This window comes from Pseudoalteromonas sp. NFXS39 (assembly GCF_040148775.1).
GTDB classification, from domain to species: domain Bacteria; phylum Pseudomonadota; class Gammaproteobacteria; order Enterobacterales; family Alteromonadaceae; genus Pseudoalteromonas; species Pseudoalteromonas apostichopi.
Genome location: NZ_JAGDEC010000002.1, coordinates 456088 through 479613 on the forward strand (window position 1 = coordinate 456088; position 23526 = coordinate 479613).

Genomic DNA, 23526 nt, shown 5'->3' on the forward strand with positions numbered 1-23526 from the left:
TTAAAAGTGCTGATTGAATAAGCAATTGGCACTTTCCCCTTGGTTTTTCGAGTACAGAATCTGTGACCTTGGTGATATACTAGACCATCATTTTATGAGGCTGTTATGATTTCAAAAAACCAACTGAAACTAATTCGTGCATTAGGTCAAAAGAAATACCGAAAGCAATATAACCAGTACCTTGTTCAAGGCGAAAAAAATGTACTTGAATTACTAAACAGTGGTTTAAGTGTTGCCCATATTTTTGCGACCCCTGCATTTATTTCTGCGCACCAATCTGCGCTTGCAGCCCATCAAGTCATTGAAGCAGACGAAGACAGCCTAACTAAAGCCAGTACGCTCGTTAGTAACAACGCCGCAATTGCTGTTGTTGATATGCCAAGTCAGCAATCGTTACCAAAATCGGGATTAATTTTAGCCCTTGATGGTGTGTCGGATCCGGGTAATTTGGGCACGATTATTCGTGTTGCTGATTGGTATGGTATTAAGCATATTGTTACAAGCGCAGACAGTGCGGATGCTTATAACCCGAAAACTATTAGCGCAACCATGGGTTCATTTGCTCGCGTGTGTGTCTCGCAAACTGACTTAAGCAATTACTTGTCTAGTTTAAACCTTCCTGTGTATGGTGCATTTTTAGAAGGTGAGAACATCCACAAAACCGCTCTAAAGCAAGATGCCGTATTACTAATGGGCAGTGAATCTCATGGTATACGTACTGATTGCGAAAGCTTAGTTACTGATAAAATAACTATTCCGGCATATGGCCAAGCAGAATCGCTCAATGTAGCTATGGCAACAGGTATTATTTTAGATAATTTTAAGCGCCACGCTTAACCTTTTACCCTAAAATGGGTTAAATTGAAGAATAACAATAAAAATCGGTAAAACAATTAGATGCGCTTAAGCACCATAAAATTAGCGGGTTTCAAATCGTTTGTTGAACCCACTAAGATCCCATTTCCTGATCAGATGACGTGTGTTGTCGGCCCGAACGGCTGTGGCAAATCAAATGTCATCGATGCAGTGCGTTGGGTGTTAGGTGAAAGTTCAGCTAAAAACTTACGTGGCGATGCCATGACCGATGTTATTTTTAATGGCTCAACTAATCGAAAACCTATTTCGCAAGCCTCTGTTGAATTAGTATTTGATAACACTAGTGGTCACCTTCCAAATACCTTTGCTGATCGAAACCAAGTAGCGATTAAGCGTTTAGTGACGCGAGATGGCCAGTCAATTTATTTCCTAAATGGCAGTAAATGCCGTAAGCGTGATATTACCGATATCTTTTTAGGCACTGGTCTTGGCCCGCGCAGCTATGCGATTATTGAGCAGGGCATGATCTCGCGTTTAATTGAGAGCAAACCGGCTGATTTACGAGTTTTTTTAGAGGAAGCCGCGGGGGTTTCAAAGTACAAAGAGCGTCGTCGTGAAACGCAAACCCGCATTAAAAGTACCCGCGAAAACCTTGAACGTTTACTTGATGTAAGACAGGAATTACAAACACAGCTTGATAAGCTTGCGGTGCAATCAGTCGATGCTAAAAAATACCGAGAGCTAAAAGCCACTGAGCGCACCTTAAAAGGGCAAATTGCGGTTTTAAAGTGGCAGAAGTTACACCAACAACAAATCGAGAAAGCTGAGCAAATTAATAAACTTAAAGAGCAAATCAAGTTCTTTAAAGAAGCGCATTCTGGCCATGATGATGTTTTAGCAAGTCTTGAAAATCAGGTGCAGCTTGAGCAGCAAAAACTGCAAGACGCACAGCAGGCTCAGCATCAAACACACACTGATTTGACGCGCAAAGAGCAGCAACAGATCAGCTTAAAGCAGCAACAGCAAACACTTAGCCAAAACCTTATCAAACAGCAACAACTGCAGTTACAAAATAAAGAGCTGCAAGAAGAGCAACACGCCTCAGCCGCCATTTTACAAGAGCAGCTACAAGAAGCGATTGAGCAAAGTTTGTTGTGCGCTGAGCAAGTAGCAGAGGTTGAAGAACAAGTTGCTTTGCAACAGCAAAGCACGCAAAGTGCTAATGAGCAATATCAAAGCGTATTACAGAAAAATCAAGCTCATAGCAGTGATATTACTGTCGCAAAAAGTCAGCTAAGGCATTTTGCACAGACACTTGCACAACTTGAATCTCAGCAGGCACAACTCGCCGCTGAAATTAGTGAGCTTGAAGCCACCCCAGTTGCAGCACAAATTGCTGAGCAGCAACAGCATATTCAAACATTGACAAAAGAACTTGCGCAGCAGCAAAGTGCGCTGAATAAGCTAACTCAGAATCTAGAACAAGCTGATAAAGAGCAACAGCACTTAGAACAGGATTTTAGACGGGTTCAACAGCACAGTAATGAAAATAGAGCCAGCATTGCTGCGCTTAATTCCTTGCTAGTAGAGCAAACTGACAGCGGGAGTGTCTCTTTATTAGCGCAGTTAAAAGTTACTTCTGGCTTTGAGCCTTTAGTTGAGCAAGCTCTGCTAGGTCTAGAGCATCTAAAGGTGAATCAACATAAAGAGGCTAACAGTGTTTGGCCTGCGACTGATAGTGCTGCGTTACCAAAAGGGTCATTAGCTAATTATATCGAAACGGGTGTTTACCCTGATTTATTAGCACGGTTTGCTTTTCAACCCCATTTTGATGAAGCTATTTTAGCGGATCCTTTTTGGTTAGCTGTTATTGATGAAGAAGGCCATATTCATGGGCGTAACTTTCACTCTAATGCCAATAAAGACGCCGATAATTCATTGCTTTTAAAGCATGCCCAGCTCAGTGATGCACAGCAGTTAGATGAAGAACTCAACGAGCAATTAGAAACAAAGCAGCAATTGCTAAATGAGCATCTAGCACATAAGAAAACGCTTATCGCTGACAAAGAGCAATACAGAGAGCGAATTCACCAAGCGGCTCAGCAGATAGCATCGGCCAGCACGCGACGTGACATGTTGCTAGAGCAGCAAACGCAGTGGCAAAACCAGCTTGTAAAGTTACAGCAGCGTCAAACTTTATTGGCTGAGCAAAAGCAAAATGCTGATGAGCAGCAACAAACTCAGCAGTGTTTACTTGAACAATTGCTAGAGCAGCAATTAGAACTTGAAATTGAGTTAGAGCAAGCAAAACACCAGCAAACTGAGGCAAATAACCGTTATCGCCAAGTTGCTTCTCAGCTTGAGCAATATAAAACTCAGGCGCATCAAGCAAACTTGGCTGAGCAAAAAGCTCGCAGTGAGTGTCAACTTAGCGAAACTAAATTGCAACACGCCAATGCAGCGCAAAATGCTGCGAGTGAAGCGGTATTAGAGCTCAACGAGCAGCTAGAAGAATTAGTGATCCCGCTTGAAGAGGTGACAGAGCAAATTATGCTACTGCTTGAAAAGCATCAACAAAGTGATGTTGAGCTGAAAAACTTGCAAGCGGCCTTGAGTCAAGCTAAAAAGGAGCTTGCTGATAAGCAAACAGCGTTGAAATCATCGCAATCTGAGCTAGTTACGCTACAAGAGCAGTTGCAAGCATTAGCACTGGATGAGCAAAGTTTAATCGTTAAAGCTCAAGCGGCTTTAGAGCCACTTGCAGAACTGGAACAAAATTTAAAAACAGTACTTGAAGAATTGCCTGACAATGCCAATTTAAATAGCATGCAAACTAGGCTGACAAAAACCACACAAGCTTTAAATGAGCTCGGCGCTGTGAATTTAGCGGCAATTGATGAGTTTGAGCAGGCTAAACAACGCAGCGATTATTTAAATCAGCAACTTGATGATTTAACGCAAGCGCTAAATACCCTGGAAGGGGCGATTCAAAAAATAGACCGAGAAACAAAAAACCGTTTTAAGGCGACGTTTGAACAAGTAAATACAGACTTTGGGGAATTATTCCCGAAAGTATTTGGTGGTGGCAGTGCTTACCTCGAATTGACCAGTGATGATCTACTTGAAAGTGGGGTGAGCATCATGGCTAGACCACCTGGAAAGAAAAATTCGACAATTCACCTGCTTAGTGGTGGAGAAAAAGCGCTGACCGCATTATCATTGGTGTTTTCAATATTCAGGCTCAATCCAGCTCCATTCTGTATGCTAGATGAAGTGGATGCACCATTGGATGATGCGAACGTGGGTCGTTTTTGCCGTTTGGTAGAAGAGATGTCACAATCAGTACAATTTATTTATATTAGTCATAACAAAATTGCTATGGAAATGGCAGGCAGGTTGACTGGTGTAACTATGGCTGAGCCAGGCGTATCTCGTATGGTGGCTGTAGATATAGAACAAGCTGTGCAAATGGCACAAGCATAAAATTTAATTAGGCATATCAAATAATAAAGGTGAGGGGATGGCCGAAGAATTAAGATGGGCTTTAATCGTAATCAGTGTATTTGTCATTGGTGGTTTATTAATTCACGGCTTATGGTCGGTGCGAAAAAAGGACAGTCCAGATGCGCCTTCAGTGGAACGGGTTGAACCAACTGAAACAACCAGTGAAGTTCAAGAACCAACGAAAGCAATGTCACAAGAGCGTGATGAACCAGAGTTTGGTGATTTAAGCTTTTCAGCAGAAAGTCACGATGAACCGGTTGTTTCAGAAGAAGTGGTTGAAGAAACTGAGATTCAGCAAGAAGAAACAGATCAAGAGCAAGCAGATGCTCAAGGACCAAGTGATTTCATTATTGTGCATTTACAAATGCCAGAAGGCTTAACTATGGCTGGCAGCCAACTATTACCAGCTGTTAATATGTTAGGTTTTAAGTACTCTGAAGAAGGTTTCTTTAACCGTCATTTAGACCCAGCAGGCACTGGTCCTGTTTTATTCCGTTTAGTGAATATGTATAACCCTGGCACGTTCGATATTGATAATATGGAACAATTTAGCACTGCGGGAATTAGCTTATTTATGACCCTTCCATGTGATGGTGATGGTCTAAGTGCATTTAATATGTTGCACAGTGCAGCTAAAAAGTTAGCCGATGAATTTGGCGCAACTATTTTAGATAGCAACCGTGAAGAAATGACGGTTGAAAGCGTTCGTGAGTATGTTGAGAAAGTTCGCAGCTTTTCAGCTTAATCGCACGCACAGATGATAAGTATTAGGCCACTTGGCGTTAAGTCGTCTAAGTGGCTTTTTTTATGTAGATTTTTGAGGTTTTCATGTCCAGCCCTATCTTTGAGCAAATTAGCCAACTACGTGCCCAGTTAGAAGAGCATAACCATAATTACTATGTGCTGGATGCACCAAGCATTCCTGATGCTGAATATGACCGTCTAATGCGTGAGTTAAGTGCGCTTGAGCAAGCGAATCCTGAGTTTCAAAGCCCAGATTCACCCACGCAAAAAGTCGGTGGCGCTGCACTTGATAAGTTTGAACAAGTAACTCACCAAGTGCCTATGCTGTCACTTGATAATGCTTTTTCAGAAGAAGAGTTTGCTGCCTTTAATCGTCGTATAAAAGAACGTGTAATGGATAACAAAGAGCTAACCTTTTGCTGTGAGCCAAAGCTTGATGGTTTAGCGGTATCAATTATTTATCGTAATGGCGTTTTAGTACAAGCCGCGACTCGTGGCGATGGCATGGTGGGCGAAAATATCACCCAGAATGTAAAAACGATTCGCAATGTACCGCTGAAGTTACGTGGCGATGACTTCCCCGCAGAACTAGAGGTACGCGGTGAAGTATTTATGGACAGCGCTGGTTTTGCCAAGCTTAATAGTGAAGCTGAAAAACGCGGCGACAAGGTGTTTGTAAACCCACGTAATGCTGCTGCCGGTAGCCTACGCCAGCTTGATTCTAAAGTAACAGCAAAACGTCCACTGATGTTTTATGCCTACAGTACTGGCCTTGTTGCGGATGGGCAGCTACCAGAAGATCATTATCAACAGCTTGCTAAACTTACTGATTGGGGGTTACCTCTGTGCCCAGAAACAAAACTCGTTGAAGGTCAGCAAGCTGCTCTTGATTATTACCAAGACATCTTGACGCGTCGTAGTGATCTTGCCTACGAAATTGACGGTGTTGTTATCAAAGTAAACGACAAAAAGCTACAAGAGCGTTTAGGCTTTGTGGCACGTGCACCACGCTGGGCAATTGCCTTTAAGTTTCCCGCACAAGAAGAAATCACACAATTACTTGATGTTGAGTTTCAGGTAGGTCGCACTGGCGCAATTACACCAGTTGCACGACTAGAGCCTGTATTTGTGGGGGGCGTTACAGTGTCTAATGCAACGCTTCATAACGGCGATGAAATTGCCCGTTTAGGCGTTAAAATTGGCGATACTGTGATTATTCGCCGTGCGGGTGATGTTATTCCGCAAATTACCCAAGTTGTACTTGAACGTCGTCCAGACGATGCTAAAGAAATTGAATTTCCAGCTACTTGCCCAATTTGTGACTCACATGTGGAACGCATCGAAGGTGAAGCGGTTGCTCGTTGTACAGGTGGCTTAGTTTGCCAAGCGCAGCGTAAGCAAGCAATTAAGCACTTTGCGTCACGTAAAGCGCTTGATGTCGATGGCTTAGGCGATAAGATTGTTGACCAGCTTGTAGATCGAGAGCTTATTAAAACGCCTGCTGACTTATTTATCCTAAAACAAGGGCATTTTGAATCCCTAGAGCGAATGGGCCCTAAATCTGCTAAGAACTTAGTAAACGCACTACAAGATGCTAAACAAACAACCTTAGCTAAATTCTTATATTCGTTAGGCATTCGTGAAGTGGGTGAAGCAACAGCGCAAAACTTAGCAAACCATTTTTTAACGCTAGAGAAAATCACGCAAGCAAGCGTTGATGCGTTAACTGAAGTAAGTGATGTTGGTGAGATTGTTGCCAAGCATGTACGTGGCTTCTTTAGCGAAGAGCACAATATGGCTGTTGTAAATGCGCTGATTGAACAAGGTATTCATTGGCCAGAGTTAACGGCTCCAAGTGCCGATGCACAGCCATTAGCTGGCTTAACTTACGTACTGACCGGCACATTGAGTGAGCTTAACCGTAATGATGCAAAAGCACGTTTGCAAGCTCTAGGTGCTAAAGTGTCGGGCAGTGTTTCGGCAAAAACGGATGCATTAATTGCGGGTGAAAAAGCAGGCTCAAAATTAACAAAAGCACAAGACTTAGGTATTGATGTATTAACCGAGGCAGATCTCATTGCACTTTTAAGTGAGCACAATGGATAGTGTATTGCAGGCATTGTCGTCAGTTGCTTTAACAATCGGCAGCTGGCTGCAACCACACCTTTACAATATTTCATTATTGCTGGTGGTGTGTTTTTTATCCTTGTATGCAAACGACATTATTAAAGTGACCAAGCGCTTTGTTGCGCGTCGTCACTTTATTATCCGTGTGCTTTGCTTTGTGCTAGTCACCGGGTTTGGCATGGGCTTACTTGTGGTGTTTGTAACTCCATTTTTAAGTAAGCTATTAATGTTACTTGGTGTTAAATGGCTAGCGCTAACACTAATAGCAGCCTTTTTGATACTTGGCGTGATTGCCGATAAGAAGAACCAAATATGAATCGCTATGGCCCAGAATACTGGGATAAACACGGTGCTTATCGTACCCCATTAGCGTTTCATTTAACCTTACTAGTGCTTTTGCGAAGTTATTTTATCTGGATAATAGCGGCGCTGAGTCGCCGCCCTGATTTAGATATAATGTCGCTGTTTTTTAAAGCTAAAAGCGATTTCTTTACAGCAATTGCGATTGCTGCGATTGCCTTATTACCGGCAGTGATCTTTTGCTTACGCAGGCCACAAGAAAACGCCATAAGTGCAAAACGTTTAGCGTCTATTTGGCGGTTTATGCGCTGGCCATTAATTCTGTGTGCAATTACAGATTTAAGCTGGTTAACCTATCAGGCAGCGCACAGCCATTATCAGTTTTCGTTGTTTTTAGCCAGCCAAATGGTACTGGTGTTATGGGTGCTGTTATATTTATTAAAAAGCAGATATCTATCAGTTTTTTTTAATGATTGGCCAGATCCAATAGAGAAAAAATAGGGCAGCACAATGCTGGTAATTAATAAGCTTTTAGCAAAAATATCATTCGCAATCGCGCTCGTTTTAATTGCTTTATGGGTATTTACACCACTTTGGCACAGTGCTGCATTCTCGTTGTTTGTGATGTTATGGGGTTTTATAACCCTATCAAGCCTTTATCGAGTTACGCCGTTATTTGTAGCACGCAATCCCATTACTGACTTATTAAAACGTGATGTGAATCAGCTAGCACTAATAAGCTTAGCGGGTTTATTCGATTTCAAACGCAAAGCTGAGTTTGTATTAATTGGCCAAATAAAGCAGATTGAAATTGGTGAAGGTATCATCCATGTAACTGATATCAATGAGCAGAAATCAACCGCAATATTAAGTGTTCGCAGCGATATAATTAAAAGTCATTTAGAGCAACTACTCTCTGAGCGCGAGCGTTCTAAAATAGATATCCGTTTACAATTAAACTAATGTTGCTTGCCCATTGCAGTGCTTGTGTTGTACTGTGCAACTGTTGTATTCAACCCTGAGGGAACACTATGTTAACTTGGCAAGATATTCTAGAGTTTGCCCATAATGGTAACCCAACACCTCCACGTCGAGTCGAGAAGTCGCCATCTGAGTGGCAAGCTGAGCTCGAACAAGACACATTTTATGTTACTCGCTTAAAAGGCACAGAACGCCCGCACAGCTCTGATTCATGTACATTATTTGAACCTGGTCAATATGCGTGTGCCTGTTGTGACAATTTATTGTTTGACGGCGATGAAAAGTTCGATAGTGGCACCGGCTGGCCTTCGTTTACACAGCCTAGCAGTCTTGAAAGTATTGCTTATGTGGCTGATTCTAGTCATGGTATGCAACGAATAGAAGCTATTTGCAATGTTTGCGACGCGCATTTGGGCCATGTCTTCCCTGACGGTCCACCACCAACTGGTTTACGTTATTGTATGAATGCCATAGCGATGAAAAAACGCGACTAATCTAAATATTGAGCGATGATAAAAATAAGGTGCTCGCGGTAAATTGGCTTACTAATAATGTAGTCTGTCAAAATATTCGATTGCGCCTTATCATCTTTTAGCGTTGACGCTGTAACTGCAATGATTGGAATATGTTTAAAGCGATCATCACTACGAATTAATTGACTTGCCTCTAAACCGCCCATTACGGGCATTTTTAAATCCATAATGATCAAGTCAGGTTGATGTTGCTCCATTTTATTAAGCGCATCTTCTCCGTTGATAGCTGTATCTATAGTAAAGCTCCAGCGTGATAAGAAGGACTCTAAATAGTCTCGGTTATAAGGGATATCATCAACAATTAAAATACGTGCAGGATTAAAATGATAGCTTGAAATGGCAGGGTAATTACGATGCTCAACTTCGGTTTTTGATTCGGCCAATTCAACGTTTGGTAACGATACAATAAATTCACTACCTCGGCCTTTTTCGCTGATCACTGATAAATCACCACCCATTAGCTTGATAAAGCGCAAAGAAATAGCTAGACCTAATCCGGTTCCGCCAAACTCAGAACTACGTTGGCCTTGTACTTGTTCAAAATCATTAAAAATAAGATCTTGTTGATCTTTAGGAATACCTTTACCTGTGTCTTTGACATGAATTTTGATATCAATATTGCTGTTGTCATCGTGGGCTTTAAAATCGAAATACACTTTGACACTGCCTTGTGCAGTGAATTTAATAGCATTACTGATCAAGTTTGTGAGTACTTGGCGCACTTTATTACTATCAAGTAACACGGGCGTTTTTAGCGCTGGGTTAGAAATCACCTGTAAGTCGAGATCTTTTTGTGCACTGAGTTGTAAAAACATCATATTGAGTTCATGGCACATTTTAGGGATTTCTACACGCTCAATATCGAGTTGCATTTTACCAGCATCGATTTTTGATAAATCGAGAATGTCATTCAATACATTAAGCAGGGAATTACCCGAGATTGAAATTGCTTCTAAGTAACGACGTTTATTTTTATCTGTTTCGCTATCTTGCAGTAACTGGCTGAAGCCTAACACTGCATTAAGCGGAGTTCTAAGTTCATGGGACATATTGGCTAAAAAGCGGCTTTTAGCCTGATTTGATTGCTCAGCTTGCTCTTTAGCATCAAGATACTCTTGAGTACGTTTAGCAACGGTATCTTCGAGTAAACTATGTTGTTCATGCATGCTGTTAATCTGTTGCCTAACCGCAGCACGCATCATTTTAAAGCCACTGGCAAGGGTGCCAATCTCATCTTGGCTTTTTATGTTAATAGGGCAGTTTAGATCACCAGTGGTCACAGCATGAGAAAACTCAACAAGCTGATCAATTGGCTGCAAGATAATACGGCGAATAATGATGTAGGCGATGATGAGTGCAGTTAAAAGGTAGATTGCAAATAGTGACACAGCATTACTAATGATAGATTTAGTTTTTAATGCTAAGTCTTTATCTGAAAAGCTCACAATAACATAACCGATATTTTCGCCCTGAAAGTTGCTAATTGGTACAGCAACAGCATATTGTTGCTCCATAGCTACAATGGTATTTTGCTTTGGATTAAGCTGCTTTAATAGCATTTGGTTAGTTTCAAGGGTATCAACTTTACTGTTATCAGGATGGGCAGCAATAAAGTTATTTTGATCGATAAAGTAAATCGTCTGTAAGTCATCAAAGGTATTATTTTTTAGAATATTTTTTAATGTTAATCCCTGAATTTTAAGTACCCAACTACCTACCGTATTGTCTTTAGTTAAGCTTTTTATTTCTGACAACATGGGTGAGACAATAGCGTCAGCTTTTTCACTCATGTTTAAAAGTGTTTGTTCTTTTAGCTCCATAACATGCAAAGACGTACTTGCCCCTAAAATAAGGGTAATGGTAAAGCCGATGATCATTAAAATTTTATGGGCAATACTAATTCTCATTGCTGAATATTGCTCCGTACTTTTAGCGCTTGCATATTAGTGTTTATTTTTTCGTCAGCAGTTTTAATAGATTGCTTTATATCTGCACCATAGAAAATTTGGCTAAAGGTTTGCGAGATAATTTTGCCAATAACAGGAAACTCGACCATACCAGACTGCAGGCGGTCCGGAGTTGCGTGATCAAATACCCATAACATGGTTTTATTAAAGCCAGGCTTGTTTACTAAAGTAAATAGTTTTTCGTGCCACACCTTTTGCCTTGGTGGTGAACCACCGGTACTCAGTAGTGCGGCTGTTTGTTCACTTGTTGCCCATTGAATAAATAACCATGCAGCATGTTTTTCATTTGATTTGCTATTTATCGCGAACGCCCATGCCCATGGCGATGTTTCTCGGGCTATTGGGCCAGCAGGCAAGGGGGCGGCCTCCCATTTATTCCAAATATCAGACTCTTCTGCGGTATCTATTTCATTATAAAAATGAGAGGCCAAAAAGGCCGAGGCAAGTTGGCCTTCTTTAAAAAGGCGACGAATTTCATAAAAGTGAAGTAAGCGGCTGTTATCAGGGGTGCCGAATCCCGTGACTAGATCACGATACACTTGTAAGCTTTTTGCTGTCTGAGGACTACCGAAAACAGATTGACCTTGCTTATTGATAACCTCAGCACCATAAGCTCGCATAATAGGTAAGACTGTCCAGGTGTTTAATCCTGCCCCCGGCAGTGTGCGTGAGGCAAATGCGTGCATACCATTCAAAGAAGGGATGCGGTCAATAGCCTTTTGCAGCTTAATTTTAGTCGCTTGCAGTTGCTCGTAGGTATTGGGTACTTCTAGGTTGAAGCGCTCGAAAAGATCTTTACGGTAAAAATATATCGGCGCAGAAAAATCAAACGGTAACGAATATAGTGTATCGTCGATCTTACAAAGGGCTAGGCTACGCTCACTAATATCTTCTAACTGATACCACGCTTTGTCTGTAAGTCTAGGGTTTTCAATGTATGGCTGTAAAGGGTCAACCCAGCCTTGGCTTTGAGCTTCACCTAAAAATGTGATTCCCATAGGCAGTACATCATAAAGACCTGTGGCTTCGCTTAAATCTTGATGTCGACGAGCACGCATTTGCGATTGTTCTAAGGCATGAAAACCAACAGAAATTCCTGTTAGCTTTTCAAACAAAGGAATGTAGGGTTTTAAAGCCATAAATGCGGGTTGCTCGTCAGCCAAGATATTTATATGGCTACCCGCTTCACTTTGCCAATTTATAGCTGCTTGCTGCCAATGTTGTAATGTTGCTGAGGCAAAGCTACATTGACAAAAAACCAAAAGCGCATCGCTGAGGGTGAGATTTTTAAGTTTTAACAAACGAAACGCCATAAAGAAGTTACTCTGCAAGTTTAATTTTTAATTTTGCAGCCTGTGCTTTAATTTTTTCAAAGCGGATTGCTTGTTCATCTTCTAATGTTTGAGCATCTAACAAGGCAAAACATTTTTTCGCGAGTGCTAAATTAAATGATTGGCCTTGGTTATTTGTATCGAATAAACACTGCAGTAAATTTAAGGCGATGCTGGCATTTTTTGGCATTATTCTAAATGCCTGTGTGAATGCTTCAAGTGCAGTATTTAGCTGGCCTTTATTAAACTGCGTCACAGCGTGGTTATTGAGCTCTTTTGGACCTAACTTAATATCACGCCGCTCAGTTTGTTGCTGTTGAATATAACGTAAATATACCGGATCGCTTATTGATGGGTGACGTTCACAGTGATTGATAATTTGGTTAAACAATGTTTGTGCTTTGTGGTGGAAGCCCAATTCATGAAACGCTTTCGCTTTATCGAGGGCTCCATCTACCGAACGAATTTGGCTGTCACTTTCATCCAGTTGATTGATGAGTGCTTTGGCCTTTTGATGTTCATCCTTTAAGTAATGCAAACGCGCATTGAGAACGTCAATCTGTGTTTGGTTATTACTATTAGGAAATTGTTTTTTTAAATCACTCAAGTATTGGTTTGTCTGTCTTGAAATACGATTAACTTGATCGGTCTGATCTGTAGTTAAAGCAAAATCAATACCGGCACGAGCCGCATTTAAATACACATCAGGGTTGTCGTGAATAGAGTGCTTTGCGTAACTAGCAATGTCTTTTTGAGTTAGATAATTCTTTTCGTAGTCGTGATTAAGTAACGATACATGACTCAAGGTTTTTTGACGGTCAATATTACGTGGCGCAATTTCAACAGCTTGACTAAAAAACTGCTGAGCCTCATCAAACTTATGCAGCTTTATTTCTAATCGACCGAGTAAATCAAGAGCAACGAGTCGAGTTTCACTGCGCTGCAACATTGTCTTCAGCATACGATGTGCAAGTGTGTGTTCATTATTGGCAATGAGTGCTTCTACTAAACCTACTTTTGCCCATGTGAATTTTTGAATATCGAGCACTGATTTAAAGAATGTTTTTGCATCTTCAAAGCGTTTGAGGCGAAGTAGGGCATCACCTTTTAATCTCAATAGAATCGCGCTATAACTATTGCCTTTATTTTGCAACAAAGCATCAATTTGTTTAATTGCTTTGGAGTCATTCCCATCATCAATAAGTTGATAAACTTGGTGGAGGTTGTTCTTGCGTAATAGTACTTTTTCTATACGATTTTTTAATTCGTAAATTGTAAATGGTTTAACTAAAAAATCATCTGGTTGTAGCTCAAGCACACTGTGAACCAAAGAACCACTTGTTTCAGCTGAGATAAAAATGAAGCCCGTGGAATTTTTAATAAGGCGCTTCATTTTCAGCTCTTCATAAAGCTGATAGCCATCTTGATGTTTACTTAAGTTAAATGAACAAACGATGAGGTCAAATTGCTCAATTTGACATTGTTCTTTTGCTGCAATGGCATGCTCTGCAAAACGCAATTGACGAAAGCCCAACCCTTCTAAGGATTGTTTCATATAGCTTTGAGCAAGAGGCTGCTCTTCAACTATTAAAATTTTGGCTTTCGAAAAAATCTTTGCAGGCATTGGACTTGCGACTAAGTGACATTAACAACGACTATAATAAACAGTCTAGCTGCTGACAAGGCAAATTACAGCTTTTGCAGCGATTTAAAATTTACTTTTAGGCTATATCAATAGTGGGGGAGGTTGGTATTAGAGTTTAAATCTCAAATGTCAGATAAAAGGAACTAGATACTAGAGGTTTATATGTGGTGGGTCGTACTGGACTAGAACCATCGAGCCTGTGTTTTGTTAATGGTGGCGATGCTTTTGAAAGCTAAGGGTAAAATAAAGAAATATATTTAATGAAGTGTCTATATGTGGTGGGTCGTACTGGACTTGAACCATCGAGCCTGTGTTTTGTTAATGGTGGCGATGCTTTTAGAAGCTAAGGGTAAAATAAGGAAATATATTTAATGAAGTGTTTATATGTGGCGGGTCGTACTGGACTAGAACCATCGAGCGTGTGTTTTGTTAATGGTGGCGATGCTTTTGAAAGCTAAGGGTAAATAAGGAAATATATTTAATGAAGTGTTTATATGTGGTGGGTCGTACTGGACTTGAACCAGTGACCCTCGCCTTGTAAGGGCGATGCTCTCCCAACTGAGCTAACGACCCACATATAAATTGCCTAGTGGCTTAAAGATTAAATGGTGGGTCGTACTGGACTTGAACCAGTGACCCTCGCCTTGTAAGGGCGATGCTCTCCCAACTGAGCTAACGACCCATATAATCTTTTTCTTCGCTTACCATCGGTGAAAATGGTGGGTCGTACTGGACTTGAACCAGTGACCCTCGCCTTGTAAGGGCGATGCTCTCCCAACTGAGCTAACGACCCGCGAAGATTAATCTAAATGAGAACACCACTAAAATGTGTTTAATGGTGGGTCGTACTGGACTTGAACCAGTGACCCTCGCCTTGTAAGGGCGATGCTCTCCCAACTGAGCTAACGACCCATTTAGATTTTTTGTAATATGAACACCATTAGTGAATAATGGTGGGTCGTACTGGACTTGAACCAGTGACCCTCGCCTTGTAAGGGCGATGCTCTCCCAACTGAGCTAACGACCCATATTACATGCAGCCCTATTTCTTAATGGTGGGTCGTACTGGACTTGAACCAGTGACCCTCGCCTTGTAAGGGCGATGCTCTCCCAACTGAGCTAACGACCCATTAAGAATTTAGATATGAACACCATTAGTGAATAATGGTGGGTCGTACTGGACTTGAACCAGTGACCCTCGCCTTGTAAGGGCGATGCTCTCCCAACTGAGCTAACGACCCATATCTAAAACAACTCATTGCTGCGTTGTTGTGGGGCGCTATTATAGATAGAGTTGTAAATGTGTCAACACTTGAATGAGTAAAAATGTGTTAGATGCAGCTTTTATAAACAATGACATGGCATTTAAGCATTTTTTGGTGAACAAATATGCAATTTATATTCATAACCTTGTATTTATAAGTTGATCTATAGCTCTATGACCTTAGTAAAATGATCGAAGTGATATGAAAACAGTAAAGCTTTATAGCAGTTTCTTCGTATCAATAAGTTTGCATCAGTTAAAAGCGACCTATTTTGTATATTAAAAAACAACATAGGGTACGCTTAGTTTCTTTATTTAAAGCTTTAGGTAGCGATCTTTGTTTTGCATATAAATGTATACCTTATTTAAATAAGCAAGTTTATAGGCAGGAAGCCTTTAAATGAGAAACCAGTACTGCAAGTAGCTCAAAATAGCGAATTTGATAGCACTTTGTTTAAAACACCACCGTAACGGATTGATATTTAGTCAGCTTGTTGAAATTTAAATCATTTAAATAAACTTAGATAAAAAACTGTTGACTTTATTTGGGGGGCTGCATAGAATGCGCCCCGCACTCAGCGATACACAGCCAACATTAATTGGTAGTGTGTATGCAAGTCGGGGCTATAGCTCAGCTGGGAGAGCGCTTCGCTGGCAGCGAAGAGGTCTGCGGTTCGATCCCGCATAGCTCCACCAGATTTGCATAGTGTTTGTCCTAGGGTTGCAGTTTTCTGCGTCCCCATCGTCTAGAGGCCTAGGACACCGCCCTTTCACGGCGGTAACAGGGGTTCGAATCCCCTTGGGGACGCCACTTACTTCAAGTAAGTGAGCAATTGCCAAGAAAATAAATATGTTAGTCTCGAGTACTTACATGTTAATTTAGTAACCTTAACTCCGATATGAGTCAAACTATCATTTAATGTCCTAGTGACACATTATGTGTCCCCATCGTCTAGAGGCCTAGGACACCGCCCTTTCACGGCGGTAACAGGGGTTCGAATCCCCTTGGGGACGCCACTTATTTAAGTAGGTTATGTGTAGTGGGGCGGTGAACACCGCGCAATCTATGCACGACGTTATCAAGAGTACGAATCTCTTGGGGACGCCACTTACTAAAAGTGTTGTGTTATTAAAACTCGTCTGAATCGAGTCTAACTATTCAGTTGTCCTAGTGACACATTATGTGTCCCCATCGTCTAGAGGCCTAGGACACCGCCCTTTCACGGCGGTAACAGGGGTTCGAATCCCCTTGGGGACGCCACTTACTAAAAGTGCTGTGTTATTAACACTCGTCTGAATCGAGTCTAATTATTCAGTTGTCCTAGTGACACAGAAACTTTCTGTTTAAGCTAATGCCATTCTCCTCGCAGGCTCGGTCTCATCTTACACAGAAATAGCAAATCGGTGATTTGCAAACCAATTTCTGCGTCCCCATCGTCTAGAGGCCTAGGACACCGCCCTTTCACGGCGGTAACAGGGGTTCGAATCCCCTTGGGGACGCCACTTACTTAAGTAGGTTATGTGTAGCGGTTCGGTGAACTCCGAACAATCTATGCAAGACGTTATCAAGAGTACTAATCTCTTAGCGCGATGCCACATATTGACATAATCTTATGTTAAGTAGGAATAATCACCTTGTAATCTAACTTCAAATGGTTAGATAAACATATCTAGAATTTCATCGCTTTAACTCTCCAACATATCTCTGCGATATTATTTTTTTAATATCTAAAAAATCAATTTTTACAGAACACTTTTACTGAACATTTTATTACTTTATAGTATTTAGCAACTCATCAGCTAACCGTAAGGAAATTAAAATGTTAGCTAAACGTGTTGTACTCATATTTATTTCTTTAGTTATTTCAGCTTGTTCAGACTCTAATGAGGGAGTAGCGCTAGGGACTCTTGAGCGTGAACGTGTGATCCATCCTGCAACGACTAACGAAGTACTGATTGATTTACCCGTCTCAGCAGGTCAGTTAGTTGAAAAAGGGCAGGTAATTGCACAGTTCGATGCTGAGCTTCAACAAGCCATTGTAGCCAAAGCTCAAGCGCAACTAGCTCAAGCAACAGCATTTCTTGATAAAACTTTAAATGGTGCTCGCCCAGAAGAGGTTGCTGCGACATCAGCCAAAGTAGCAGCGGCAAATGCTGCATACACACAAAGCGAAGCTAATTTTCGCCGAGCAAAAACGTTAGTTAAAGATAAGCTCGCAAGCCAAGAAACCTTAGACAGCGCAACAGCCGCACGGGATGAAACTTTTGCAAATTTAGAATCAGCAAAGCAGAACCTAAAAGAGCTAACAAATGGCTCTCGTGTCGAAGATATTAATAGTGCAAAGGCGCAAGTTCAAGCCGCAGAAGCTGAGCTAAAAGTACAACAAAAATATCTTTCAGATCTGACAATTAAAGCGATGCGTTCCGGCAGAGTCGATAATTTGCCTTGGCATGTAGGTGAGCGAGTTACTAAAGGAAGCCCTGTGGTTATTATTCAAGCGAACAGCGCACCATACGCACGCGTATATATCCCAGAACCATATCGCGCCAAGCTCAAACAGGGCATGAGGCTCATGGTTCGCGTAGACGGCATAGATCAAGAGATTGAAGGCGAACTTACTTGGATCGCCACAGAGCCTGCTTTCACTCCTTTTTATGCCCTTAATCAGGAAGAGCGCGCGCGTTTAATGTATCTTGCTGAGGTAACACTACCTGCAACTGAGAATAACTTACCAACAGGCGTACCTGCCCAAGTGGTTATGCCATGACTGAGTCGGTGATCCATGCCAAAGGCTTGATAAAACAATTTGGCGATTTAACAGCGATTGATAACCTTGATCTAGACGTTCAGCAAGGCCAAATTTATGGCTTTTTAGGCCCCAATGGTTGTGGTAAAACGACTGCAATACGTATGCTTACGGGTTTATTGAAGCCAACCGCCGGTGATATCAATGTGCTTGGCTTGAGCCTGCCAAAAGATGCAGAAAAGCTGAGAACACAACTTGGTTATATGACTCAAAAGTTTTCACTTTATAGCGACTTAACTGTACTTGAAAACCTCCAGTTCATGGCTGCGCTTTACCCTTTAAAAAAGCGGCAAAAACAACAAAGAATTGATGAATTGCTCCATACCTACGGTCTTGATCAAAGAGCGGAACAAATGGCCGGAAGTATGAGTGGGGGCCAAAGGCAGCGCTTGGCATTGGCTGCTGCAGTGATCAATAAACCGAAAATTTTATTTCTTGATGAGCCAACATCGGCAGTCGATCCACAAAATCGCCGTGACTTTTGGGAAACACTTTTTGATTTAAGTAATGCCGGTACCACAATATTAGTCACTACTCACTACATGGATGAAGCGGAGCGCTGTCATCGTTTAGCAATTTTAGAATCCGGTATTAAACGCGCCGATGGCTCACCAAAACAATTAATGACAGACATGCATGCCTATGTTGTAGAAATAGCTGGGGCGCAAACTAGAGAATTAAAAAAACAGCTCGCAACAATCGATCAAGTTATCTCGGCGACTCAGTTAGGCGCACAATTGCGAGTATTAGTGAAAAAAGATGTTCAAGATCCCGTTGAGTTTATAAAACAGCAATCATTTTGTAAGGATACGTGGCAAGTAAATATTGTTCGCCCAAGCCTTGAGGACGTGTTTGTAACTTGTACAGGGCAGGGCAGACAATGAATATTGTTACCTCTTTAAGCCGTATAAAAGCTATTGTAAGCAAAGAGTTATTACAATTACGCCGTGATAGAATGACATTTGCTATGGTGGTAATGATCCCCCTTATCCAGCTGATTCTATTTGGGTATGCTATTAACACTAATGTTAAGGATATCCCTGTTGCAGTAGTCGATCATAGTCACACTGCTCTCAGCCGCATTTTAGTACAAACAGTATCAGCCACAAATGTGGTCAAAGTGACAGATTACTATAACAGTATAGAGCAAGCACAAACAGCAATAGCCAGTGCTAAAGTGCGCGCCGTGCTTTTTATACCCCACGATGTAGCAAACCGGCTTGCTCAACACCCAACAGTCGGTTTTGGTTTACCAGATGGTAGTAATGAGTCGTTAGTCAGGCCAATTGCGCATTGGTTAGTTGATGGCTCAGATACAATGGTAGCGTCGAGCATTAAATCGCTTCGCAACATGCCGCTTGCTGAGCTGCTCGATAAGCCCGCGAATAGAACTTATCCTACCTTTGAAACAACCTTATTTTATAACCCTGAGCAGCGCTCTGCGGTTAATATTGTGCCAGGTTTAGCAGCTGTCATTTTGACCATGACTATGATTATGTTTACCTCTGCTGCAATTGTTAAAGAGCAAGAGCGAGGCAATATGGAGCTCTTAATAACCTTACCTTTAAGCTCACTTGAGTTGATGATAGGTAAAGTGGTGCCTTATATCTTCATTGGTTTTATTCAGTTATTTATTATATTAGGAATGGGCAAGATATTATTTCATATTCCTTTTGGCGGTGGTTTAATGGCACTGGTTGTCGCAACATTTGCCTTTATATGCGCCAGTTTAGTGCTAGGTTTAGTGCTCTCGACCATCGCTAAAAACCAGCTTCAAGCAATGCAAATGACTATTTTTATTCTGTTACCTTCCATTTTATTGTCTGGTTTTGTATTTCCCTATGAAGGAATGCCTATGGCGGCGCAGTGGCTTGCTGAATGCTTACCAGCAACGCACTATTTAAGGCTAATAAGAGGAATAGTACTAAAAGATGTCAATCTAATGAGTATGAGCAGTGACTTAATTTGGCTTTTGATCTTTACTATTTTAGGCTTGGCTATGGCTGCACTTAGGTTCAAGAAAACCCTTGATTAAGCTAGGCAATGTACGGCATATGTGCTTAACTAAAATATAATTTTCATTATTTATGAGCAAACCTTAGCGTGTGGCAAGTATTTTGGGTAGTGATGCTAATAGTTACATTTGATAGCTATGCGGCAAAGATAAACCTAGCCCATACCATGAAACATGAGCATTTTGATCAACTGTTAAGCACACTCGCTGAGCAAAGTGGTTTGACGGTTAATTCTGTGTCGGTTGATCAAAAAGCTCTAAAAGTAAGACTGGTACAAAACACCAGTACCAGCACCTCAACAGACGTTATTATTGTGCCTGCAGATCATTTAGGTCTTGATAAATATGCCAACTACAGTGTTATTCCAAGCTCACTCATTGCTGACACTACAGATAAGCGAACCTTAGACACTGCTAAGCTAAACAATCAGCTCTTGGGTATTCCCATTATTCAAGGTAATCACCTGCTACTTTTTTATAATAAGCAGTACGTTAAAGAGCCAATAGAAAATTGGCAGGATATATATAGCTTTAAATCATCCTTGCCTGAAGAGGTTAAACTAGTTACATGGAGTTTTATGGAGATGTACTGGTTTATTCCGTTTTTATCGGCTTTTAATGGTGATCTAATTGTAGATAATAAAGCTCAGCTAAACACGCCTGCAATGCAATCTGCTCTCAAATTTGTTTGGGATTTAAGTAAACAAAACCTCGTTGACAGACAGTGCGATTACACTTGTTCAAATAACGCATTTAAAGCGCAGCAAGCCGCATTTACTATTGATGGTGCATGGGCATTAAAAACTTATGATCAGGCGCTTGGTGATAATTTAGGGATGCAACAGTTACCGAAACTCAATGGTGAGTATATGCAGCCTTATTACTCTACTTTTGTACTGGCGTTTCCAAATGATGGCCTAAATGGTGCAAATAAAGAAAACTTATTCAAATTTGCTAAATTGGTTCAATCAGAAAAGTTCCAAACAATGATTTGGCAACAGCTCCAAGATATTCCTATCAATACAGAGGTTTTAAATAAGCTAAAAGCACAACAAGGTTCATGGTTATCAACCTTAGTTGATGCTATGCAATTCACAAAACCTATGCTATCAACGCCATCTATGATCATTGTATGGGAAGTATTAAATAAAGGTTTTATTCGCTATGGGAGTGGAGCCTTAACTGCTGAGCAAGCGGGGTTATTTATGCAAGGGTTGGCAGAGCGTTCGATTGCCAATGAAGGGGATGAATGAGCAGTCCACGCTTTAGTCGCGCCTTGTTTATCAGTGTTTTACTTCTGGTAATTATACCTTTATTGATACTTGCAGGTTTGATGACAGGGCGTTTCTATTTAAGCTCGATTGATCAGGCAAACACTAGTTTACAGTGGCAAGCCAGAAATAATGCGGCTAGTCTTGAGCAACTATTATTTAAGCTTGAGAAAAACAGCCAATTACTTAGTAGTATCAAGGCGATTACTGAATTGCCTAATAAAGTTGTATACTCACAGTTCGCGCTAGTACAGCTACAGGAGTTTGTCGCCCAAAACCCGCAAATCAAAGCTGCAATTGTTATTGATAACCAAGGGTTTATAGTTGAGGGTTATCCTATTACCTCTTTAAATCTGAACTATAAGCTCACAAAAAGCATTCTCGATAGCGCCCAAACATCGACACAACAGAACACAATTCAAATTATTGATAACCCCCAAGTGAGTGAGTTGTTTGTTCCTGCACAAGCAAAACAAAATGCCTTGTTGGCTATTACATCAACACTGCTCCATGAGCAAGATTCACTGAGCGAGCCAATTATCAAAACGGGCGTATTAGTGTCTTTTGTCCCCTTATCCGAAGCGTTAAAGTGGCTTGCAATACATAATGAGCAGCCAGTTTATCAAGAAGGCAAGCAAGTACAAATCACAGCAGAAAAAAATATTTTGTTTAGTTTGGGTGATGCGGGCGAAAATGGGAAACTAATGGGGCAAGCAACGATTAATAATGTTTACTTCGAAGGCAAACCAACGAACTTACAGTTTCAAATTAACGAAACCAAAACAAGTTACACCAGCGCCGTTAAACAAACAGCCGTATTAGCAGGACTACTAATTTTTGGACTCTCTGTTATTTCATTTATTCTCGTCCGTTGGCTGACTGCGCGACTTCATAACCCGCTGAATCGTATAACTGCCCTTAGCCGCGAGTATGCGTTAGGGAATTACAAACAAAATACTGACGACTTTCACTACCAAGAGTTTAAAGATATTGCTGAGTCGCTAAATAGCATGGCTGAAACCATTGATATTCAAATTACTTCTTTGCAGCTAGAAAAACATCGGGCTGAGCGTTCTGAGCAAGTTAAAAGCCAATTCTTAGCGAATATGAGCCATGAAATACGCACTCCAATGAATGGTATCGTGGGCTTTTTACAGTTACTAAATAAAAGCGAATTAACGCAAGAGCAAGCAGAGTTCGTTAGGCAAATTAATAACTGCAGCGATGTTTTATTGACCGTTATTAATGACATTCTTGATTTTTCAAAAATAGAGGCAAAAAAAATAGAGCTAGAGTCGCGTGAATGTGATTTAGTCGCGCTTTGTCGTGACCTTATTTTATTATTCAAGCCTAGTTGTGATAACAAAGGGATTCGCTGCAATCTAGATGTCCCCTCAATACAATCTTTGATCGTTGAGTGTGATGAAATACGTGTTAAACAAGTGCTTATTAATTTGCTTTCGAATGCAGTTAAGTTCACTAACCAAGGGGAAATTGTACTCTCACTTACTTTGCTAAATAGAGACGAACGCGTCACAGACGTTGAGTTTTCTGTAAAAGATTCAGGAATTGGTATCGCAGAAGATAAAATTAAAGCACTGTTTAATCCATTTGTTCAGGCGCAAAGTAATATCACCCGTGAATATGGCGGTACAGGCCTTGGGCTTGCAATTAGTAAAGGGATGATTGATTTAATGGCAGGGAATATAGCGATAATTAGTGAGCTTGGCAAAGGAACCGAGTTTACGGTTAATGTCAGTTTTAAAACGCTATATCCAGAAGGTGTAAGCGCTAAAGTGGATCAGTTAGATAAAGACTCTCAATTTGATTTTAACTCAGTCGATAAGCCTATATTAATTGCCGAAGATAACCCAATTAACCAAATTGTTATCACTAAGTATTTAACTCAATTAGGTCTAAGTTATGAATTGGCCGAAAATGGACAAATTGCGTGTGAGAAAACCCTAACAAAAGACTACGCACTGATTTTAATGGATATCCAAATGCCGGTGATGGATGGTTTAACTGCCAGTGAAAATTTATTAGCAAGGTCAGGTTTTAATACACCAATTATTGCAGTCAGTGCCAATGCAATGAAAGACGACATCGAAAGAAGTTCAAAAATTGGTATCAGCGACCATATCGCAAAGCCAATTAATTTTACTGAACTGGAAAAAGTACTCGCAAAGTGGCTATCTCAGCAATTGCTGAAATAGCCACTA

General features: G+C 41.0%; 16 protein-coding genes and 12 tRNA genes. 18 read left to right on the forward strand and 10 right to left on the reverse strand.

Going from position 1 to position 23526, the window contains the following annotated elements; all coding sequences use genetic code 11:
* Positions 1-105: 105 nt before the first annotated feature.
* The 8 genes from J3455_RS05595 (at position 106) to msrB (ending at position 8966) form a co-directional block, all read left to right on the forward strand.
* Entirely contained in the window at positions 106-837 is a 732-nt protein-coding gene (locus J3455_RS05595) for a TrmH family RNA methyltransferase (protein WP_349561312.1), read from the forward strand.
* Positions 838-897: 60 nt separating this feature from the next.
* On the forward strand, positions 898-4299 hold the full coding sequence (locus J3455_RS05600) for a chromosome segregation SMC family protein (RefSeq protein WP_167658501.1): 3402 nt from the start codon (positions 898-900) through the stop codon (positions 4297-4299).
* A gap of 37 nt (positions 4300-4336) precedes the next feature.
* The gene (gene zipA / locus J3455_RS05605) at positions 4337-5065 is read left to right on the forward strand and encodes a cell division protein ZipA (RefSeq protein ID WP_130051867.1); all 729 of its coding nucleotides are present in this window, start codon (positions 4337-4339) and stop codon (positions 5063-5065) included.
* 83 nt (positions 5066-5148) lie between these two features.
* Positions 5149-7170, forward strand: coding sequence for an NAD-dependent DNA ligase LigA (gene ligA / locus J3455_RS05610; protein WP_256854709.1), 2022 nt, complete (start codon positions 5149-5151; stop codon positions 7168-7170).
* Positions 7163-7507, forward strand: a complete 345-nt coding sequence (locus J3455_RS05615) for a DUF3392 family protein (RefSeq protein WP_130051865.1) — start codon at positions 7163-7165, stop codon at positions 7505-7507. Before ligA ends, J3455_RS05615 begins: the two co-directional genes overlap by 8 nt.
* Positions 7504-7992, forward strand: coding sequence for a DUF2919 domain-containing protein (locus tag J3455_RS05620; protein WP_178926797.1), 489 nt, complete (start codon positions 7504-7506; stop codon positions 7990-7992). Before J3455_RS05615 ends, J3455_RS05620 begins: the two co-directional genes overlap by 4 nt.
* Positions 7993-8001: 9 nt before the next feature.
* Entirely contained in the window at positions 8002-8454 is a 453-nt protein-coding gene (locus J3455_RS05625; RefSeq protein WP_239977607.1) for a hypothetical protein, read from the forward strand.
* Between the two features lie 68 nt (positions 8455-8522).
* Positions 8523-8966 carry a peptide-methionine (R)-S-oxide reductase MsrB gene (msrB, locus tag J3455_RS05630; RefSeq protein WP_167658506.1) on the forward strand — a complete coding sequence of 148 codons (444 nt, stop codon included), beginning with the start codon at positions 8523-8525 and terminating at the stop codon, positions 8964-8966.
* Here msrB and J3455_RS05635 read toward each other — a convergent pair.
* From J3455_RS05635 to J3455_RS05680, 10 genes are all read right to left on the reverse strand, one after another.
* Entirely contained in the window at positions 8963-10912 is a 1950-nt protein-coding gene (locus J3455_RS05635; RefSeq protein WP_130051861.1) for an ATP-binding protein, read from the reverse strand. The genes msrB and J3455_RS05635 overlap by 4 nt on opposite strands.
* On the reverse strand, positions 10909-12285 hold the full coding sequence (locus tag J3455_RS05640) for an ABC transporter substrate-binding protein (RefSeq protein ID WP_349561315.1): 1377 nt from the start codon (positions 12283-12285) through the stop codon (positions 10909-10911). Before J3455_RS05640 ends, J3455_RS05635 begins: the two co-directional genes overlap by 4 nt.
* A gap of 7 nt (positions 12286-12292) precedes the next feature.
* On the reverse strand, positions 12293-13927 hold the full coding sequence (locus tag J3455_RS05645) for a response regulator (RefSeq protein WP_130051859.1): 1635 nt from the start codon (positions 13925-13927) through the stop codon (positions 12293-12295).
* A 518-nt stretch (positions 13928-14445) separates the two neighbouring features.
* Positions 14446-14521: transfer RNA gene (locus J3455_RS05650), tRNA-Val, on the reverse strand.
* Positions 14522-14554: 33 nt separating this feature from the next.
* Positions 14555-14630, reverse strand: a tRNA-Val gene (locus tag J3455_RS05655).
* Between the two features lie 35 nt (positions 14631-14665).
* Positions 14666-14741 (reverse strand) — tRNA-Val (locus J3455_RS05660).
* A 43-nt stretch (positions 14742-14784) separates the two neighbouring features.
* Positions 14785-14860, reverse strand: a tRNA-Val gene (locus J3455_RS05665).
* Positions 14861-14899: 39 nt separating this feature from the next.
* Positions 14900-14975, reverse strand: a tRNA-Val gene (locus tag J3455_RS05670).
* 26 nt (positions 14976-15001) lie between these two features.
* Positions 15002-15077 (reverse strand) — tRNA-Val (locus J3455_RS05675).
* A 36-nt stretch (positions 15078-15113) separates the two neighbouring features.
* Positions 15114-15189 (reverse strand) — tRNA-Val (locus tag J3455_RS05680).
* A 643-nt stretch (positions 15190-15832) separates the two neighbouring features.
* Here J3455_RS05680 and J3455_RS05685 point away from each other — a divergent pair.
* The 10 genes from J3455_RS05685 (at position 15833) to J3455_RS05730 (ending at position 23520) form a co-directional block, all read left to right on the forward strand.
* Positions 15833-15908 (forward strand) — tRNA-Ala (locus J3455_RS05685).
* A gap of 39 nt (positions 15909-15947) precedes the next feature.
* A tRNA-Glu gene (locus J3455_RS05690) sits at positions 15948-16023 on the forward strand.
* A gap of 130 nt (positions 16024-16153) precedes the next feature.
* Positions 16154-16229: transfer RNA gene (locus J3455_RS05695), tRNA-Glu, on the forward strand.
* Positions 16230-16397: 168 nt separating this feature from the next.
* Positions 16398-16473, forward strand: a tRNA-Glu gene (locus tag J3455_RS05700).
* A 166-nt stretch (positions 16474-16639) separates the two neighbouring features.
* A tRNA-Glu gene (locus J3455_RS05705) sits at positions 16640-16715 on the forward strand.
* A gap of 317 nt (positions 16716-17032) precedes the next feature.
* Positions 17033-17980 (forward strand): HlyD family secretion protein, encoded by a 948-nt coding sequence (locus tag J3455_RS05710; RefSeq protein WP_130051858.1) that lies wholly within the window; start codon positions 17033-17035, stop codon positions 17978-17980.
* Positions 17977-18903: an ABC transporter ATP-binding protein gene (locus tag J3455_RS05715; protein ID WP_167659211.1), complete on the forward strand. Its 927-nt coding sequence runs from the start codon at positions 17977-17979 to the stop codon at positions 18901-18903. Before J3455_RS05710 ends, J3455_RS05715 begins: the two co-directional genes overlap by 4 nt.
* A 2-nt stretch (positions 18904-18905) precedes the next feature.
* Complete coding sequence (locus tag J3455_RS05720; RefSeq protein ID WP_130052306.1) at positions 18906-20054, forward strand: ABC transporter permease; 1149 nt, start codon at positions 18906-18908, stop codon at positions 20052-20054.
* Positions 20055-20146: 92 nt separating this feature from the next.
* Positions 20147-21286 carry a sugar ABC transporter substrate-binding protein gene (locus J3455_RS05725; RefSeq protein WP_250661866.1) on the forward strand — a complete coding sequence of 380 codons (1140 nt, stop codon included), beginning with the start codon at positions 20147-20149 and terminating at the stop codon, positions 21284-21286.
* A complete protein-coding gene (locus J3455_RS05730) occupies positions 21283-23520 on the forward strand; it encodes an ATP-binding protein (RefSeq protein ID WP_167659213.1) in 2238 nt (745 codons plus the stop codon). Before J3455_RS05725 ends, J3455_RS05730 begins: the two co-directional genes overlap by 4 nt.
* The last annotated feature ends 6 nt before the right edge of the window (positions 23521-23526 follow it).

What these genes read in the sequence shown, in the direction of transcription:
- msrB (WP_167658506.1), top strand. Translation starts at nt 8,523, where the DNA reads ATGTTAACTTGGCAAGATATTCTAGAGTTTGCCCATAATGGTAACCCA.
- J3455_RS05725 (WP_250661866.1), top strand. Translation starts at nt 20,147, where the DNA reads ATGCTAATAGTTACATTTGATAGCTATGCGGCAAAGATAAACCTAGCC.
- J3455_RS05635 (WP_130051861.1), bottom strand. Translation starts at nt 10,912, where the DNA reads ATGAGAATTAGTATTGCCCATAAAATTTTAATGATCATCGGCTTTACC.
- J3455_RS05715 (WP_167659211.1), top strand. Translation starts at nt 17,977, where the DNA reads ATGACTGAGTCGGTGATCCATGCCAAAGGCTTGATAAAACAATTTGGC.
- J3455_RS05620 (WP_178926797.1), top strand. Translation starts at nt 7,504, where the DNA reads ATGAATCGCTATGGCCCAGAATACTGGGATAAACACGGTGCTTATCGT.
- J3455_RS05600 (WP_167658501.1), top strand. Translation starts at nt 898, where the DNA reads ATGCGCTTAAGCACCATAAAATTAGCGGGTTTCAAATCGTTTGTTGAA.
- ligA (WP_256854709.1), top strand. Translation starts at nt 5,149, where the DNA reads ATGTCCAGCCCTATCTTTGAGCAAATTAGCCAACTACGTGCCCAGTTA.
- J3455_RS05640 (WP_349561315.1), bottom strand. Translation starts at nt 12,285, where the DNA reads ATGGCGTTTCGTTTGTTAAAACTTAAAAATCTCACCCTCAGCGATGCG.
- J3455_RS05595 (WP_349561312.1), top strand. Translation starts at nt 106, where the DNA reads ATGATTTCAAAAAACCAACTGAAACTAATTCGTGCATTAGGTCAAAAG.
- zipA (WP_130051867.1), top strand. Translation starts at nt 4,337, where the DNA reads ATGGCCGAAGAATTAAGATGGGCTTTAATCGTAATCAGTGTATTTGTC.
- J3455_RS05625 (WP_239977607.1), top strand. Translation starts at nt 8,002, where the DNA reads ATGCTGGTAATTAATAAGCTTTTAGCAAAAATATCATTCGCAATCGCG.
- J3455_RS05710 (WP_130051858.1), top strand. Translation starts at nt 17,033, where the DNA reads ATGTTAGCTAAACGTGTTGTACTCATATTTATTTCTTTAGTTATTTCA.
- J3455_RS05730 (WP_167659213.1), top strand. Translation starts at nt 21,283, where the DNA reads ATGAGCAGTCCACGCTTTAGTCGCGCCTTGTTTATCAGTGTTTTACTT.
- J3455_RS05645 (WP_130051859.1), bottom strand. Translation starts at nt 13,927, where the DNA reads ATGCCTGCAAAGATTTTTTCGAAAGCCAAAATTTTAATAGTTGAAGAG.
- J3455_RS05615 (WP_130051865.1), top strand. Translation starts at nt 7,163, where the DNA reads ATGGATAGTGTATTGCAGGCATTGTCGTCAGTTGCTTTAACAATCGGC.